This window comes from Staphylococcus sp. HMSC062A01, from assembly GCF_001836805.1.
Classification (GTDB): Bacteria; Bacillota; Bacilli; order Staphylococcales; family Staphylococcaceae; genus Staphylococcus; species Staphylococcus haemolyticus.
This window is the reverse complement of sequence record NZ_KV830621.1, coordinates 24,752-38,081: the sequence shown is the minus strand read 5'-3', so window position 1 is coordinate 38,081 and position 13,330 is coordinate 24,752. Positions and strand designations below refer to the sequence as shown.

The 13,330-nt window shown below is 29.3% G+C and carries 15 protein-coding genes; 1 reads left to right on the top strand and 14 read right to left on the bottom strand.

What is annotated here, in order from left to right; all coding sequences use genetic code 11:
* Nucleotides 1-46 precede the first annotated feature (46 nt).
* Together hemW and lepA are read right to left on the bottom strand one after the other, a co-directional pair.
* Nucleotides 47-1,168: a radical SAM family heme chaperone HemW gene (hemW, locus tag HMPREF2715_RS05505; RefSeq protein WP_070581583.1), complete on the bottom strand. Its 1,122-nt coding sequence runs from the start codon at nucleotides 1,166-1,168 to the stop codon at nucleotides 47-49.
* 135 nt (nucleotides 1,169-1,303) lie between these two features.
* Nucleotides 1,304-3,127, bottom strand: coding sequence for a translation elongation factor 4 (gene lepA / locus HMPREF2715_RS05500; protein WP_070839591.1), 1,824 nt, complete (start codon nucleotides 3,125-3,127; stop codon nucleotides 1,304-1,306).
* Nucleotides 3,128-3,463: 336 nt separating this feature from the next.
* On the opposite strand from lepA, the gene rpsT reads away from it, so the two are divergent.
* Complete coding sequence (rpsT, locus tag HMPREF2715_RS05495) at nucleotides 3,464-3,715, top strand: 30S ribosomal protein S20 (RefSeq protein WP_011275628.1); 252 nt, start codon at nucleotides 3,464-3,466, stop codon at nucleotides 3,713-3,715.
* A gap of 118 nt (nucleotides 3,716-3,833) precedes the next feature.
* Here the strand turns inward: rpsT and holA are convergent, their stop codons facing one another.
* The 12 genes from holA to HMPREF2715_RS05435 form a co-directional block, all read right to left on the bottom strand.
* On the bottom strand, nucleotides 3,834-4,808 hold the full coding sequence (gene holA, locus HMPREF2715_RS05490; protein ID WP_070581581.1) for a DNA polymerase III subunit delta: 975 nt from the start codon (nucleotides 4,806-4,808) through the stop codon (nucleotides 3,834-3,836).
* Nucleotides 4,809-4,883: 75 nt separating this feature from the next.
* Nucleotides 4,884-7,064, bottom strand: a complete 2,181-nt coding sequence (locus HMPREF2715_RS05485; RefSeq protein WP_070581580.1) for a DNA internalization-related competence protein ComEC/Rec2 — start codon at nucleotides 7,062-7,064, stop codon at nucleotides 4,884-4,886.
* Between the two features lie 4 nt (nucleotides 7,065-7,068).
* Nucleotides 7,069-7,527, bottom strand: coding sequence for a ComE operon protein 2 (locus tag HMPREF2715_RS05480; RefSeq protein WP_011275624.1), 459 nt, complete (start codon nucleotides 7,525-7,527; stop codon nucleotides 7,069-7,071).
* A 70-nt stretch (nucleotides 7,528-7,597) separates the two neighbouring features.
* Nucleotides 7,598-8,311: a helix-hairpin-helix domain-containing protein gene (locus HMPREF2715_RS05475; RefSeq protein WP_240565898.1), complete on the bottom strand. Its 714-nt coding sequence runs from the start codon at nucleotides 8,309-8,311 to the stop codon at nucleotides 7,598-7,600.
* Nucleotides 8,312-8,354: 43 nt separating this feature from the next.
* Nucleotides 8,355-9,080 (bottom strand): class I SAM-dependent DNA methyltransferase, encoded by a 726-nt coding sequence (locus HMPREF2715_RS05470; protein WP_070581577.1) that lies wholly within the window; start codon nucleotides 9,078-9,080, stop codon nucleotides 8,355-8,357.
* Nucleotides 9,081-9,434: a ribosome silencing factor gene (rsfS, locus tag HMPREF2715_RS05465; protein WP_070581576.1), complete on the bottom strand. Its 354-nt coding sequence runs from the start codon at nucleotides 9,432-9,434 to the stop codon at nucleotides 9,081-9,083.
* Nucleotides 9,435-10,019, bottom strand: a complete 585-nt coding sequence (gene yqeK / locus HMPREF2715_RS05460) for a bis(5'-nucleosyl)-tetraphosphatase (symmetrical) YqeK (RefSeq protein ID WP_070581575.1) — start codon at nucleotides 10,017-10,019, stop codon at nucleotides 9,435-9,437. It abuts the gene before it with no gap.
* Nucleotides 10,009-10,584: a nicotinate (nicotinamide) nucleotide adenylyltransferase gene (gene nadD / locus HMPREF2715_RS05455; RefSeq protein WP_070581574.1), complete on the bottom strand. Its 576-nt coding sequence runs from the start codon at nucleotides 10,582-10,584 to the stop codon at nucleotides 10,009-10,011. The genes yqeK and nadD overlap by 11 nt, the downstream gene beginning before the upstream one ends.
* A gap of 3 nt (nucleotides 10,585-10,587) precedes the next feature.
* Nucleotides 10,588-10,878 (bottom strand): ribosome assembly RNA-binding protein YhbY, encoded by a 291-nt coding sequence (gene yhbY / locus HMPREF2715_RS05450; protein WP_037536659.1) that lies wholly within the window; start codon nucleotides 10,876-10,878, stop codon nucleotides 10,588-10,590.
* 1 nt (nucleotide 10,879) lies between these two features.
* Entirely contained in the window at nucleotides 10,880-11,686 is an 807-nt protein-coding gene (gene aroE / locus HMPREF2715_RS05445) for a shikimate dehydrogenase (RefSeq protein ID WP_070581573.1), read from the bottom strand.
* Between the two features lie 12 nt (nucleotides 11,687-11,698).
* Nucleotides 11,699-12,799 (bottom strand): ribosome biogenesis GTPase YqeH, encoded by a 1,101-nt coding sequence (gene yqeH, locus HMPREF2715_RS05440; protein ID WP_070581572.1) that lies wholly within the window; start codon nucleotides 12,797-12,799, stop codon nucleotides 11,699-11,701.
* The gene (locus HMPREF2715_RS05435) at nucleotides 12,800-13,327 is read right to left on the bottom strand and encodes a YqeG family HAD IIIA-type phosphatase (RefSeq protein WP_070581571.1); all 528 of its coding nucleotides are present in this window, start codon (nucleotides 13,325-13,327) and stop codon (nucleotides 12,800-12,802) included.
* Nucleotides 13,328-13,330: the final 3 nt, after the last annotated feature.

The following is a 13,330-nucleotide window of genomic DNA, read 5'->3' as shown; positions in this document are numbered from 1 at the left end:
TGGTCAAAGTAAGTCAACGTTAAAGCTTTACTTTTTGGATTTTTTATTAATTTAATAAGAAAGCTTCAAATACTTCGTTACCTATAACCTTTCCTCTTTCAGTAAGTGAGATGTTTCCGTTCGTTTCAACCAAAAGTTGTTTTGATTTTAAATGAAATATTGTTTCACCAAATATGTCATCTAATGATTGACCAAATTTCACCTCGAAACGTTCACGATTGACTCCTTGATTCATTCTCAAGCCTAAAAACATTTCTTCTTCCATCTTTTCGTTAAAGGTTGGACAACTAGAGGTTAAAACAGGTCGTTTTCCATTATTAATAGCATCAATATAGTGGCGAACTGGATTTAAATTTGTATAGCGTTCACCTTCAACATATCCACTTGCACCTGCTCCAAATCCGTAATATTCCTCGTTAAACCAATACACTTTATTATGATCGGATTCATGATTAGTTTTAGCAAAGTTGGAAATTTCATATTGTTTAAAGTCGGTTTGATTTAATGTTTTCATTAGGTATTGGTACATTTCAGCGCCTAAGTCTTCATTCGGTAATTTCAATTTCCCTTTACGATACATATTATAAAACTGTGTCTTTGGTTCAAGTATTAAACCGTAACTTGAAATATGGTCAATATCCATATTAACTGCTTGGTTTAAACTATCTGCAAAATCATCTATCGTTTGTTCAGGTAAATGGTACATTAAGTCAAGACTTATCGAATTAATACCAGCTTTCCTAGCATTATTTACTGCATTATAGATATCTTGAGTATTATGTGTTCGTCCTAATATTTTTAATAACTCAGGTTTAAACGTTTGCACACCCATTGAAATTCGATTAACACCATACTGTTTAAGTAACTTAACTTTATTTAAAGTAAGTTCATCTGGATTTGCTTCAAAACTAAATTCGCCATTTATCGAGAATTTTGAATTTATCGCTTGTAATAAACGTTCTAATTGCATTTCACTTAGTGCAGTTGGCGTGCCTCCTCCAACGTACATGGTCTCCAGTTTTTTTGTTTTACTAAATGACATTTCTTTTATTAAGGCATCAATGTATTCATCTACTGGCTGTTTATCAATATAATATTTATTGAAATCACAATAAGTACAAATTCTCACACAAAAAGGTATGTGTATGTACGCACTTTTAACTTCCAATGTTACACCCCCCCTTTTTATAACTTAAAAAAGAGATTGAGACTTAGTAATATAAGTTAGTAGCTTCTTTATCAATAATATTCATTATTGTTATGATATCTACCAATATATATTCGTCTCGATCTCTTTTATGTTCTATTCATCATCCATTTTTAGTACAGCTAGGAAAGCGTCTTGAGGAATTTCAACACTACCTACGGCTTTCATTTTAGCCTTTCCTGCTTTTTGCTTTTCAAGTAACTTACGTTTACGGCTAATATCCCCACCATAACATTTAGATAATACATTTTTACCCATTGATTTTATGTTTGTTCTTGCAACAATTTTTTGACCAATAGCTGCTTGTACAGGTACTTCAAATTGTTGACGTGGTATAAGCGTTTTTAATTTTTCAACTAATACTTTACCACGTTCGTATGCAAAGTCTTTATGAACAATAAAGCTTAAAGCATCAACTTTATCTCCATTAAGTAGGATGTCCATTTTCACTAAGTTACTTTCTTTATTTTCAATAAATTCATAATCAAAAGAAGCGTAACCTTTAGTGTTGGATTTAAGTTGATCAAAGAAATCAAAAACAACTTCAGAAAGTGGTATCTCGTATACGATATTAACTCTAATATCATCTAAATAATCCATATTAATAAATTGTCCACGTTTACGTTGGCATAACTCCATAACTGCTCCAACGTAATCGTTTGGAACCATCATTGTAGCTTTCACATATGGTTCATAAATTGAGTCAATCTTATCTCTTTCTGGCATTTGAGCCGGATTATCTACTGTAACCTCTGATCCATCTTTCATAATACATTGATAAATTACAGATGGCGCGGTAGCAATCAATTCAATACCAAATTCTCTTTCGATTCTTTCTTGAATGATTTCCATGTGAAGCATTCCTAAGAAACCTGTTCTAAAACCAAAACCAAGAGCCTGAGAAGATTCTGGTTCAAATTCTAATGAAGCGTCATTTAATTGTAATTTTTCAAGCGCTTCTCTTAAATCATTATAGTCTTTATTTTCAATTGGGAACAAACCACAATATACCATTGGGTTCATTTTTTTATAACCTTTTAATGGTGCTTCAGCTGGTCTATTAGCATGAGTAATAGTATCACCCACACGTGAGTCATCAACATTTTTGATGCTTGCAATAATATACCCTACATCACCTACAGTTAGTTCTTCGATAGGTAGTTGTTTAGGAGTATTAATGCCTACTTCACTAACTTCAAATTCTTTACCTGTAGCCATCATTTTAATTTTGTCACCAGCTTTAACGACGCCTTCCATCACACGTATTGATGAAATAACACCTCTATAAGGGTCGTATTCTGAATCAAAAATTAATGCTTTCAATGGTTCACTAGGATCACCTTCAGGTGGTGGGACAACTTCTACAATTTTCTCTAAAATATCTTCAATACCAATATTTGACTTTGCACTTGCCATTACTACATCGTCTTGATCTAGACCAATTACATCTTCTAATTCTTGTTTTACTCTTTCAGGTTCAGCTGCAGGTAAATCAATTTTGTTTACTACAGGTAATAATTCTAGATCATTATCAAGTGCTAAATATACGTTTGCTAAAGTTTGTGCTTCAATACCTTGTGCTGCATCCACTACTAATATTGCACCCTCACATGCTGCTAAAGATCGTGAAACCTCGTATGAAAAGTCTACATGCCCTGGTGTATCAATTAAATGAAATGTATAAGTTTGACCATCATTTGCTTCATATTTTAATCGCACAGCATTTAATTTAATTGTAATGCCTCGTTCTCTTTCAAGATCCATTGAATCTAATAATTGATCTTGCATTTCCCTTGTTTCTACAGATTTAGTATTTTCTAAAATTCTATCTGCTAATGTTGATTTACCATGATCAATATGAGCAATAATAGAAAAATTTCGTATATTTTCTCTTCTGTTATAGCGTTCTTGCATATCCATAGCCTATCATTCTCGCTTTCATAAAATTAGCCCGTATATGTATACATCTTTGATATAATAACGTTTTTAATGCTTAATTGCAAACGTAATTGTGCTATTAAAAATTTAAGCATAAGCTTAATAATTCATTACTTACATTACATTTTCATTTTGATTACATACTAATTATAAAGTGTTAAAGAGTGCATTCCAACAGTAATTATGATTTAATTCAGATTTTAATTACTCTATACTTAATTAATGATTGCACAAATATGTATGTTTTGATAAAATATTTCTTGTTGTAATCAAAATAAAATTTGATATGCTTAAGATCACTTTTAGGAGGTGACAGTAATGCCAAATATTAAATCTGCTATTAAACGTGTTAGAACAACTGAAAACGCTGAAGCTCGTAATATTTCACAAAAAAACGCTATGCGTACTGCTGTGAAAAATGCTAAAACAGCAATCAACAATAATGCTGATAACAAAGCTGAATTAGTTAACTTCGCTATCAAATCAGTTGATAAAGCTTCACAAAGTAACTTAATTCATTCAAATAAAGCTGATCGCATTAAATCACAATTAATGTCTTCAAGTAAATAATTTGTTAAAAAGCACGGAACATTGTTCCGTGCTTTTTTAATTGTTAGACAAATTCCCATATAATATTAATTATATGTTTATCACTGATTTGATTTAAATATTTGAATTTGATTAATATTTAAAGTGATAAAATAAATAATTCAAGAATTAAATGTTTGTCCATATATGAAGATTTTAGTTTATAATCTGTTTCGGCACAGTTATTAATAATATTTAGTAGTTGACCTAACTCGTAATGACGTACTTGATTTAATGCTAGTTTAACTCTATAAGGGTGAACATTTATGGTCTTAGCAATTTGCTGGCCACTATAGCCCTTTTGAGCAAGAATTTTACATTGATAATATAATCTATAATTACTTGTAATAAGCGCCAGTAATTTTATAGGTTCTTCTTTCATAATTATTAAATCTCTTACTAATTGTATAGCCTTATCTTTCTGGTTCTTCTGAATGAACTCTGTTAAAAGAAAAACATTTTGCTCTAAACTTCTATTTATTATTAAACTAACATCATTTTTAGTAATAGTGGTTCTATCACCTAGGAATAATGAAATTTTGTCTAATTCTTGAGAAACGATATTAAAGTTAACACCAGTTAATTCTATAAACAAATTTAATGCATCTTGTTTTATATCTTTGTAATTCTCGTGTAACTGATTTTGTATCCATGATTTAATTTCTTGTTCTGACATTTGTTCTACTTTTGAAAGTTTACTAGTTTTCTTTAATGTTTTAGTTAATTTCTTTCTCTCATCTAATTTATTGCTATATATTTCAAAAATGACTAAGTTTTCACCATCGTATTTTTCTAAGAATTCAATAACTTGTTCATTATTTGGTGTAATATCTTTGTTAACTTTTTCACCAGTAAACATGAATGAATTTTTAACAACAATGACTTTTTTCTCAGATATAAAAGGCATAGTTAAAGCTTCTTCAATAACTGTAGACATATCAGTTTCATAAAGATTATATTTAATATAGTTAAAATCATCTTTATCTTCATTTAAGAATGAATGTGTCAGTTCATTGCTTTTCTTTTCAACTAATTCAGGCACTTCACCATATATTGCCATAATGTTATTTGCCATAATTGTGAACTCCCTTTCAAATATCAAACATTTATAATTATACCACGTCTGTATAAAGCCTCACTAGATAAATAGCTAATTTTTGAATTTTATATCTAAATCATGGTCTAAGTCTATCGTTATTTCTCCAACATCTTGTGTGTTTAAAATTGAACTATTTATAGATCTTAGCGTTTGTAACGTTTCTCGATTAGGTAAGTGATATTTATTGTTTTTACCACTTGAAATGATACTTATTGTTGGCTTTATTAAGTTAATAAATGATTCAGAACTGCTAGTCTTACTTCCATGATGAGCAACTTTCAGTATATCAATTTTTGGTAATTGATATATTTTCATTAATTTTGATTCATTATTTTTTGTTACATCACCTGGTAAAAGCATCTTATATCTTTGATATTCAATAAGTAAAATGATGCTATGTTCATTTTTATCATTACTGTTGGGAATATCTCCATGTAAAAATGAAATTTTAGAATTATTTAGTTGAATAAATTGTATCGTTGTAGCATCTATTAATTCAATATTATTGATCTTACATAAACGTTTTATTTTTATTAATTCTATTTCAGAATAGCTATATAAGTTTATATATAACTTTTTGATTCTGATGTGTTGGGCGATATATGGTAATTCACCAATGTGATCTGCATGCGGATGAGTAATAATTAGATGATCAATTTTTGTAATTCTTTTTTGCTTTAATGTTGGTATAATATGATATTTAGCAATATTATGATTATCAATATTACCTATTTTAACCTCTTTACCACCGGTATCAACCATGACAGTTTCTTGTTTCCTTGTTTGAAAGATTAGACTATCCCCTTGACCAACATCAAAGAAGGTTATCGTGCTAACATTTGGTCGAACGTTAAAAACACATAAAACTATAAACACGATAATGAATAAAAACAGAATTTTCATTTTTTTATAACAGAAAAAGATATAAATGAGTACTATTAATAATACAAAAATAGAAAATTCTACTGCCGATTTAGGTGCTATAAAAATTTGATAATATTTAAAAGTTAAGAATAAATCTAAAAGTTTGTTATGAACTATGTATATTTTGTCAAAAACTAAATTAGGCAATGCCGTATCACTTACAAAATGATAAGCAAAGAATAAAAATATGGCTAATGGAAAAATGATAAAACTATAAAATGGAACAAAAATGAGATTGGATAGTAATCCTATCCATTGAATTTGGTTAAAATGATAGATTGAAATTATAGTTGAAGAGAGTTGTGCGATAAATGTAAGTACAAAAATATTTTTAATGAAAGTTAATTTTTTAAGAAGAGGAAATGAAATAATAATAAAAAATGAGATTATAAATGAAAATTGGAAACCAATGTCATATAGATAATCAGGCTTGAAAAAGGTCATAACTAAAAATATGAGACCTAGTATATCTATAGAAGCTATTTTTGTTTTATTTGAAATAAGTATGACAGTAGTTGTTGCTAAAATTGCTCTTAGTGCACTTGGTGCAAAACCAGTATAATATGCAAATATTGATAAAAATAAGATGATTAAACCATTAATAATTACTTTAGGAATGTTTAATCTTACAAGTGGTTGATAAATGAGAAATGAAATTGTTGCAATATGTGATCCGCTAACGGCTAATAAATGGTAGATACCGATATCTTTTACTTTATCAATGAAATCAGTATTGATTCCATTTACATCTCCAGTTACTAAAGCGATAACATATTCAGGATGAGATAAACTTGAATTGTTTAATTTTTTAATAATAAAGTCTCTTTGTTTTTCAATTATATTTTTACTTTTAGTAATATGACATGAATTTAAGTCTACATTACTTATAGAGACATACGGAGTATGATTTAAAACACTAATTATCTTGCCTTTAATAACACAAGATTTATTTTCTAGATCCTTTTCTTTTAGATTATTAGAATAAAGGTAATACACGAAAGGTTGATGACTAAGTTCAAATATACCTTTTAATTGTCTCTCTTGTTTCTCTATCTTGGAACCAAATTGAACTTCGGTAGATATATTAGAATTTGACTTAAGAAATTCGTCTTTATTTAAATTATATTCATTGTGAAAGTGTTCAAAAGTTAAGCCGGAAAATAAACAAATAATCAAAAAGAAAATATGTCGTAACTTTAATCTCTTTTGTAGCGAGATAATGATTAACAATAGAGTAATAAGAATGGCAATCCATTTTATATGTATCCATAAAATACCTGATAGAAAAGATAATTCATAAAATATCATAAATTTAGTTAGTCAAATATCGAGCTACATTTTGTGCTGAAAAAGGTATTTTTTTATAATCAATACCCGCTTGATCTAAAAGTTCTAGTGCGTATTTATGATTGTGATAGTCTTCAGCATAGTATATTTGTTTAATACCAGCCTGAATTATAGATTTTGTGCAATTAAGGCATGGGAAATGAGTAACGTATATAGTAGCTCCATCAGTCGATACACCTTGTTTAGCACATTGTAATAAAGCATTCATTTCGGCGTGAATGGTTCTAATACAGTGGCCATCTTCAATTAAACATCCTTCATCAATACAATGAACTTCTCCAGCTACTGACCCATTATAACCTCCAGCAATAATTCTATTATCTTTAACGATTGTTGCCCCTACTGACAATCTTTGACAAGTTGAGCGCAAAGCTAATAGATGACTTTGCGCCATAAAGTATTCATCCCATTTCAATCTTTCCATTTTCTTCACTCCAATACGTAATTATTATAAATATTATAAAGTATCCTTAAATAGAAGCCAATAATCAATATTAAGTTGTTACATATTCCTTAATTCTTTCAAAAGTTTTATCACCAATACCTTTAATATTTTTCAAATCTTCAATTGAATGAAACGTATTATTTTTTTGTCTGTAATCAATAATTTCTCTTACTTTAGTAGGACCAACACCCGGGATTTTTAATAATTCTGCTTCGCTTGCAGTATTTATATTGACCTTATTAGTAGATGATGAATTTAAAGACTTACTATGGCCACTTTTATTATTATCGTCATTTTGAGTTATGCGATTTTTATTTTCATTAGCAGAGGGAATATATATCATTTTTTGATCTGTTAACTTTTCAGACAAATTGACCTGACTCAAATCCGCGTCAGTAAGCAATTTAGCTTTATCTAACACATCTTTTATTCGATCTGAACTTTTCATTTTATAAACATTTGGGTGTTCTACTGCACCTTTAATATCTACAAAAACTATTTCGTCTCCATTTTGAATTGTATTAGATTCTATCTTATTATTAGTTTTATCATTATTTTTCAACACATCATGATTTTTTCCTTTTTGATTAGAGTTTACATGAGATGTAACAATAGGTTTAGTATCATTTGTGTCTTCATCTGATTTCGAAAAAATTAGAAATAAAGCTATAGATATAATCACTAATACAGTGATACTCAATTGGAATTTCCATTGCTTAATAATATATAATAACTCTTTTTTATCTTTAAACAAAAAACTCATCTCCTTATATGTATAAACGTTTGAGGAGATGAGTTTACTTTATTTATTTAAAAGCTACGAAGAACAGGCGCTCACCATGATCATCGTGATTATTTCGGTTAAAGTCAATAAATGTTTCGATGTTTTTAAAACCTATTTGATTTAACATGTTTATATAAGTTTCTTTTTCAAAGGTTCTTTGATAGTGAGATTCATTAAATCGTTGATAAGTACCGTTATTGTCTTCTATAAAGAAACTCATGTCGTGATAAACACTAAAAGGTTCATCACCTTCAATGGCTTCCCAAGCTAAAAAGGTTGACTCATTTTCATCAATATAACATTGATTATGAAACAACGTACTCATCTTATAAATAGTGTGAACATCAAATATAAAAACGCCATTTTCTGATAAATGATTGAAAACATTTATAAATGTTTTATTTACATCTTCTATAACAGGTAAATAATTCAGTGAATCACAAAATATTGTTATTACATCAAATTTATTATTAAATGAAAAATCGGTCATATCTCCCTCTAACCATAATACTTGATTAGATTTGTTTGCAGCAATGGCTAGCATATCAGAACTTAAATCCATTCCTGTTACCGAACCAATAGTACTAAGTTGAGCAGTTAAACTGCCTGTCCCACAACCAAGATCAAGAATATTAGGCTTATGATTAAAATTTTGAGAATAATGTTGTACTATCTCAAACCATTTATCATAAGGTTGGTCTTGTGTAAGTTGATCATATACTTGACTCATTTCAACATATTGGGTCATTTAATAAGCAACCTGACCATATGATTCTATTGGTGCATCTTGATAAAGCTTCTCAATATTATAATAATTACGTTCGTCTTTATGGAAGACATGAATAACTACATCTGCCAAATCAATTAAAACCCATCTGGCACTTTGATACCCTTCCATACGTTTGACATCAATAGCTTGTTCATGTGCAACTTCTTTAACTGCTCTAGCAATTGATTGAACTTGACGTTCATTATTGCCGTGACAAATCACAAAATAATCAGTCATATCACTGATGCCTTTCATATTTAGAGAAACAATATCTTCTGCTTTTTTGTTTTCTGTCGCATCGACAGCAATATTTAATAATTCTTCTGAATTCATTTAATCATCCTTTATTCTTTGATCACTATAATTATAATAGTTTAAACATGAAATCGTTTTGCCATAAACTGTAATATCCTTACTGATTAAGAAAAGTACCGTTCGCTTAGAAATTTCATAAATCGTTTTATCTAAGCTACCTTGATTGTATGCCATATCTCTTATTTCTTCAACTCCTGGGGTTTTTCTCCCTGGTTCAATATAATCAGCAATGAATACAAGTTTTTCAGTTTTAGTCATTTCTTTACGTCCAGTTGTATGGTTCTTAATTGCTAGTAAGACTTCTTCATCTTCGACTCCAAATTCTGAGCGCATTATAGCGGCACAGACAGGTCCGTGTAAGATTTCTCCACCATAACTTAATAATTCACTATCTAAATCATGCTGTCTAGCAATTTGATACATAGTACTTAAATCATCGTATTTGCAATAATCATGTAATACACCAGCTAAATTAGCTTTATCTTTATCACCACCATAAATTTCTGCTAATTTTACAGCAGTTTCAGCTACTCTTAACGAATGTTTGAATCGTTTTTCAGGTAGTTTATCTTTAATAAGTTCAATAGCTTTATCAATTTTCATAAAATCCTTCCTCTCTTATATAGTCGTGAATACTAGGAGGAACCAAGATATTTATTGGTTGTTTATTTTTTACACGATTTCGAATTAATGAAGAGCTAATATCCATTCTCGGTATTTGAATTGCTATCATTGAATCTTCTATTTCTTGATAGTTAACATCTCTGTTAACAACTACAAACTTGATTAGTTTTTTTAATTTATCAATTTCATACCATTTATCTAGTTGCTTATACTGATCAGTTCCGATAACGAAATAAATCTTAGCATTTTTTTCATTTTTTGCGAAATCTTTTATCGTATCATAAGTATAGCTTTGGCCTCTCCTGTTAAGTTCGATATCACAAATTTCACCAAAACCTAATTCATTAATTGCTAAATTTATCATTTTGATACGATATTTAGCATCTAAATATTCATCGTGAGTTTTTAAAGGTGCCATAAAACTTGGTAGGAAATAAAATTTATCTGGTTGAAGGTGATGATAAACTTCATTAGCAACTAACATGTGTGCAGTGTGTATTGGATTGAATTGACCACCATAGAGAACTATTGTTTTCTTATTCATAACTTATGGTAATGTAATTTCTTTATTATCAACTGATTCTCTATATATTACGATCATAGAACCAATCACCTGTACAATTTCACTTTTAGTTGCATTGCTTAACGCTACCGCTAATTCATTTTTATCATCAAAATTATTTTGTAACACGTGTATTTTAATTAATTCTCTATTTTCAAGTGTATCATCGATTTGAGCAATCATATTTTCATTAATACCTGATTTACCAATTTGAAAAATAGGATCTAAATTGTGAGCTAAACTTCTTAAATATCTTTTTTGTTTTCCTGTTAACATATTAAACTCCTTGTAATTTACTTAATACTGTATTTTTCATTTCTTTTAAGTTTGGTTTTTTTCCCGTCCATATTTTAAAACTTTCAGCGCCCTGATTTATAAACATATCTAAACCATTATGAATCACGTTACCTTTAAGTTCAGCTTCCTTTAATAACTTAGTCTTATATGGAATATAAATAATATCACTGACTAGTGTTCTTGATGATAGATTGTCTAATTTTATAACAGTGTCATCGTTATTATCTAGTCCTGCTGATGTTGTGTTGATGATAATATCAAATTCATCTAAATATTGTTCAGCTTGGTTTAATGAAATAGCATTAATATTCATATCCCATGATTCAAATCTACTCATCGTTCTGTTTGCGATTGTTAATTTAGGTTGAACAATCTTATTAAGTTCATTAGCAATTCCTTTACTTGCGCCACCAGCACCTAGAATAAGAATATAAGCATTAGCTAAATCAGGATATATTTGTTTGAGACCTGAAACATAGCCAATTCCATCTGTGTTATAACCAATCCATTTATTATCAACAATTTTTACAGTATTAACAGCTCCTACTGCTTTTGATTGATCATCAATTTCATCAAGATACTGAATAATACTCTCTTTATGAGGAATTGTCACATTAAATCCAACAATACGCTTATCTTCTATAATATTACGTATATTATGGAAGTCTTCTTTACGTACATGCAAAGCTTCGTACGAATCTTGCATATCTAATGATTTAAAGTTTGCATTATGCATTATTGGAGATAAAGAGTGAGAAATTGGATCGCCTATCACTGCATAATTCATAAATAATCCACCTTACATTATTGAATTTCTTAAGATTACATCAACATTTTTTGGTACACGCACAATAACTTTTGCACTTGATTCAATTGTTATAAACCCTAGACCGGAAATCATTATATCTTTTTTCTCTTTTCCAGTCTCTAGTCTAACTGCTTTAGTATTACTCATATCAAATTGATCTGGGTTATTTGGTGGTGTTAAAACATTTCCAATTTGATTTCGCCATAAATCATTAGCTTTTTCTGTTTTGGTACGGTGAATATTTAAATCATTTGAAAAATAACAAACTAGCGGTCTTTTTCCACCTGAGACATAATCAATTCTAGATAACCCACCAAAGAATAACGTTTGCCCTTCATTCAGTTGGAAAACTCTTTGCTTAATTTCATTTTTAGGTACGATTGTTTTTAGTTCTTTTTCAGAAACATAGTGTGTCATTTGATGAGATTGAATAATACCAGGAGTATCATACATAAACGTTTTTTCATCTAAAGGTATGTCAATTAAGTCTAATGTAGTACCAGGAAATCTTGATGTAGTAACTACATCTTTCTCTCCTACACTTTGTTCAATCAATTTATTTATAAGTGTAGATTTACCTACGTTTGTTGTGCCTACTATATAAACATCCTGTTTATTTCGATTTTGGTCAATTGATGCTAGAAGATCATCGATACCCCAACCTTTTTGAGCAGATATCAATATAACATCGTCAGCATCTAAGCCATATTTTCTAGCAGTTTTCTTAAGCCATTCTTTTACTCGTCGTTTATTAATCTGTTTTGGTAGAAGATCTAGTTTATTTGCTGCTAAAATAATCTTCTTGTTACCAACTATTCGTTTTAAAGCATTAATAAATGATCCTTCAAAGTCAAATATGTCAACTACATTAACAATAATGCCATTTCGGTCAGACAGTTCATTTAATAAATTTAAAAAATCTTCACTATCCATTCCAACATCTTGAATTTCATTGTAATTTTTTAGTCTAAAACAACGTTGGCAAATAACATCCTCTCTAAAAAGGTTATGTTCAGGAACATAACCAGGTGCACTTTTATCTTCGGACTGAAGTGGCGCACCACAGCCAATACATTTTAATGTGTCATCCAATCAATTTTCCTCCCATTTGATATAGCCTTTATTTTTAAAGTAATTTAATAAGCGACGTTCAATAATACGGTTGAACTTTGTAATAAAACCATCTGTACGTTTAACAGGAACCACCATAATTGTATATAAACCATTTCGATTGCCTCCAAATACATCAGTTAACATTTGGTCTCCAATGACAATCGTTTCTTCTGGATTAATATTCATATGTTTAATAGCTTTTTTAAATGCTTTGCCCATAGGTTTTCTTGCTTTGAAAATAAAATCCACATCTAGATCTTTAGAAAAACTAGATACTCTATCTTCATTGTTGTTAGATACAATTGTAATTGTGATACCTAACTCATTTGCTCTTTTAAACCATTGCTGTATCTCTATAGTTGGAGATTTAACATCCCAACCCACTAAGGTATTATCTAAATCTGTGATAATACCTTTAAAACCAGCCTCAGCTAACTTTTCAATATCTATTTGAAATACAGACTTAACGTAGTCGTTTGGCATAAAAAATTTTTTTATTAATCCCATTTA

Bases quoted from the DNA above. Each gene is read 5' to 3' on its own strand.
- HMPREF2715_RS05435 (WP_070581571.1), bottom strand. From the start codon at position 13,327: ATGGGATTAATAAAAAAATTTTTTATGCCAAACGACTACGTTAAGTCT.
- HMPREF2715_RS05475 (WP_240565898.1), bottom strand. From the start codon at position 8,311: ATGAGTTTTTTGTTTAAAGATAAAAAAGAGTTATTATATATTATTAAG.
- aroE (WP_070581573.1), bottom strand. From the start codon at position 11,686: ATGAATTATGCAGTGATAGGCGATCCAATTTCTCACTCTTTATCTCCA.
- lepA (WP_070839591.1), bottom strand. From the start codon at position 3,127: ATGGATATGCAAGAACGCTATAACAGAAGAGAAAATATACGAAATTTT.
- nadD (WP_070581574.1), bottom strand. From the start codon at position 10,584: ATGAATAAGAAAACAATAGTTCTCTATGGTGGTCAATTCAATCCAATA.
- HMPREF2715_RS05470 (WP_070581577.1), bottom strand. From the start codon at position 9,080: ATGACCCAATATGTTGAAATGAGTCAAGTATATGATCAACTTACACAA.
- rpsT (WP_011275628.1), top strand. From the start codon at position 3,464: ATGCCAAATATTAAATCTGCTATTAAACGTGTTAGAACAACTGAAAAC.
- yqeK (WP_070581575.1), bottom strand. From the start codon at position 10,019: ATGAAAATTGATAAAGCTATTGAACTTATTAAAGATAAACTACCTGAA.
- yhbY (WP_037536659.1), bottom strand. From the start codon at position 10,878: ATGTTAACAGGAAAACAAAAAAGATATTTAAGAAGTTTAGCTCACAAT.
- HMPREF2715_RS05485 (WP_070581580.1), bottom strand. From the start codon at position 7,064: ATGATATTTTATGAATTATCTTTTCTATCAGGTATTTTATGGATACAT.
- holA (WP_070581581.1), bottom strand. From the start codon at position 4,808: ATGGCAAATAACATTATGGCAATATATGGTGAAGTGCCTGAATTAGTT.
- HMPREF2715_RS05480 (WP_011275624.1), bottom strand. From the start codon at position 7,527: ATGGAAAGATTGAAATGGGATGAATACTTTATGGCGCAAAGTCATCTA.
- rsfS (WP_070581576.1), bottom strand. From the start codon at position 9,434: ATGAATTCAGAAGAATTATTAAATATTGCTGTCGATGCGACAGAAAAC.